Below are 2859 nucleotides of genomic sequence, written 5' to 3' on the forward strand. Positions count from 1 at the left end.
ATGATCGGCGTCTTCGCGGCCGCCGACGTCTTCCTCTTCTACGTGTTCTTCGAGGTCATGCTGGTGCCGATGTACTTCCTCATCGGCAGCTACGGCGGCCACCAGCGGCAGTACGCGGCGGTCAAGTTCTTCCTGTACTCCCTGGTCGGCGGTCTGTTCATGCTGGCCGCGGTGATCGGCCTCTGGGTGGTCGGCGGGAAGACCTTCGACTGGCAGGCGCTGAGCCAGGCCGAGATCGCCACCACCACGGCCCGCTGGCTCTTCCTCGGCTTCTTCGTCGCGTTCGCGATCAAGGCGCCGTTCTTCCCGTTCCACACCTGGCTGCCGGACGCCGGTGGCGCGGCCCCGGCCGGTGCGGCGGCGCTGCTGGTCGGCGTGCTGGACAAGGTCGGCACCTTCGGGATCCTGCGGTACTGCCTGCCGCTCTTCCCCGAGGCGTCGAAGTGGTTCGCCCCGTGGGCGCTGGCGCTGGGCCTGATCGGCATCATCTACGCCGCGCTCCTGGCGGTCGGGCAGAACGACCTCAAGCGCCTGGTGTCGTACACCTCGATCGCGCACTTCGGTTTCATCGGGGTCGGCATCTTCGCCTTCACCACCCAGGCCGGCACCGGGGCAGTGCTCTACATGCTCAACCACGGGCTGGCTACCGGCCTGCTCTTCCTGGTGGTGGGCATGCTGATCGCCCGCCGCGGCTCGGCGTTGATCAGCGACTTCGGCGGCGCCGGCAAGCTGGTGCCGGTGCTGGCGGGGGTGCTCTTCTTCGCCGGTCTCGCCTCGCTGGCGCTGCCCGGCACCGCGCCGTTCGTCTCCGAGTTCCTGGTGCTGATCGGCACGTTCACCACCAACAAGCCGGTCGCGGTGGTCGCCACGCTCGGCATCATCCTGGCCGCGGCGTACGTGCTGTGGATGGTGCAGCGCACCACCCAGGGCACCCTCAACCCGGCCCTGGCCGAGGTGGACGGCATGCGCCGTGACCTCAGCCTGCGCGAGAAGGTCGTGGTCGCCCCGCTGATCGCGCTGATCGTGCTGCTCGGCTTCTATCCCAAGCCGGTCACCGATGTCATCAACCCCGCCATCAAGGCGACCATGCAGGACGTCGGTCGCACCGACCCCGCCCCGACGGTCGGCAGCGTCCAGGAGGCCGCAAAATGACCGAGTTGAAGTTGCCGTCGATCGACTACGCGGCGCTCGCTCCAATCCTGATCATGCTGGGCGCCGCCCTGGTCGGCGTTCTGGTCGAGGCGTTCGTCCCGCGGCGGCTGCGCAACCCGGTGCAGCTGCTGCTCGCCCTCGCGGCCGTGCTCGCCGCACTGACCATGGTCATCCTCAACGCCGACGACCGGCTGATCACCGCCGGGCACGCCATCGCGGTGGACGGGCCCACGCTCTTCCTCCAGGGCGCGATCCTCATCCTGGCCGCGATGGCGCTGCTGCTGATCGGTGAGCGCGCGGTGGAGCGGGGCGGGGCGTTCGTGGCCCACGCCGCGGTCACCGCCGAATCGGTCGACGACCGGCGGCAGGCCGAGCGGACCGGCGGCAGCACCGAGGTGTACCCGCTGACCACGTTCGCGATCGGCGGCATGCTGATCTTCGTGGCGGCGAACGACCTGCTGACCATGTTCATCGCGCTCGAGGTCTTCTCGCTGCCGCTCTACCTGCTCTGCGCGCTGGCCCGCCGCCGGCGGCTGCTGAGCCAGGAGGCCGCGCTGAAGTACTTCATGCTCGGTGCGTACGCTTCGGCGTTCTTCCTGTTCGGTGTGGCGCTGATCTACGGTTTCACCTCGGGCCTGCCGGACCGGGCGGCCGGCGTCGACTTCGCCACCGTGCACGCGGCGGTCGGCGACTCGTCGTCCAGCCAGGTGCTGCTCTACGCCGGCATGGCGCTGCTCGCCATCGGCCTGCTCTTCAAGGCCGCCGCCGCGCCCTTCCACGTCTGGACGCCGGACGTCTACCAGGGCGCCCCGACCCCGGTGACCGGCTTCATGGCCGCCTGCACCAAGGTCGCCGCCTTCGGCGCCCTGCTGCGGGTCTTCCACGTCGCCTTCTCCGGGGCCGCCTGGGACTTCATCCCGGTGCTCGGCGCGGTGGCGGTGCTGACCATGCTGGTCGGCGCGGTGCTGGCGGTCACCCAGACCGACATCAAGCGGCTGCTGGCGTACTCGTCGATCGCGAACGCCGGCTACCTGCTGGTGGGCGTGCTGGCGCCGAGCAAGGAGGGGCTCTCCGGCACGATGTTCTACCTGGTCGCGTACGGCTTCTCGGTGCTCGCCGCGTTCGCCGTGGTGACCCTGGTGCGGGACGCCGACGGAGAGGCCACCCATCTGTCCCGCTGGGCCGGGCTGGGCCGCCGTTCGCCGTTCTTCGCCGCGATCTTCACCTTCATCCTGCTGGCCTTCGCCGGTATCCCGCTGACCAGTGGGTTCACCAGCAAGTTCGCGATCTTCGCGCCGGCGCTGGACGCGAACCAGGCCTGGCTGGTGATCGCCGGTGTGCTGACCAGCATGGTGCTGGCCTTCCCGTACCTGCGGGTCGTGGTGATGATGTGGCTCTCCGAGCCCGGTGACACCACCCCGACCGTCACCGTCCCGGGCGCTCTGACCTCGGCGGCCCTGACGCTCGGCGTGCTGGCCACCCTGGCCCTGGGCGTCGCCCCGGCACCGCTGCTCGATCTGGCCAACGGTGCCGCCGAATTCGTGCGATGACAGAGGTTCTCCCGCCGGGGGCCGGTATTGGCGAGAACGTCAGCGACGCTGAGTTCGCCGGACTTGACGGATGCGAGCAGCTTCGACCGCGCAGTGCGTGCCTCGGCCGCCTTGGCCAGCGCCGCGGTGCGCTGTTCCGGTGTCAATACTGGTAAAG

Annotated in this window: 2 protein-coding genes; both read left to right on the forward strand. The window is 69.6% G+C overall.

Annotation, left to right across the window (positions count from 1 at the left end; translation table 11 throughout):
- On the forward strand, positions 1-1152 hold a 1152-nt coding region (locus tag ABZ570_RS33830; protein ID WP_358072247.1), incomplete at its 5' end, for an NADH-quinone oxidoreductase subunit M.
- On the forward strand, positions 1149-2702 hold the full coding sequence (gene nuoN / locus ABZ570_RS33835; protein ID WP_358072249.1) for an NADH-quinone oxidoreductase subunit NuoN: 1554 nt from the start codon (positions 1149-1151) through the stop codon (positions 2700-2702). The genes ABZ570_RS33830 and nuoN, both read left to right, overlap by 4 nt.
- Positions 2703-2859 lie beyond the last annotated feature (157 nt).

Origin of the sequence: Micromonospora sp. NPDC007271 (genome assembly GCF_040634005.1) — a bacterium.
Taxonomy (GTDB): domain Bacteria; phylum Actinomycetota; class Actinomycetes; order Mycobacteriales; family Micromonosporaceae; genus Micromonospora.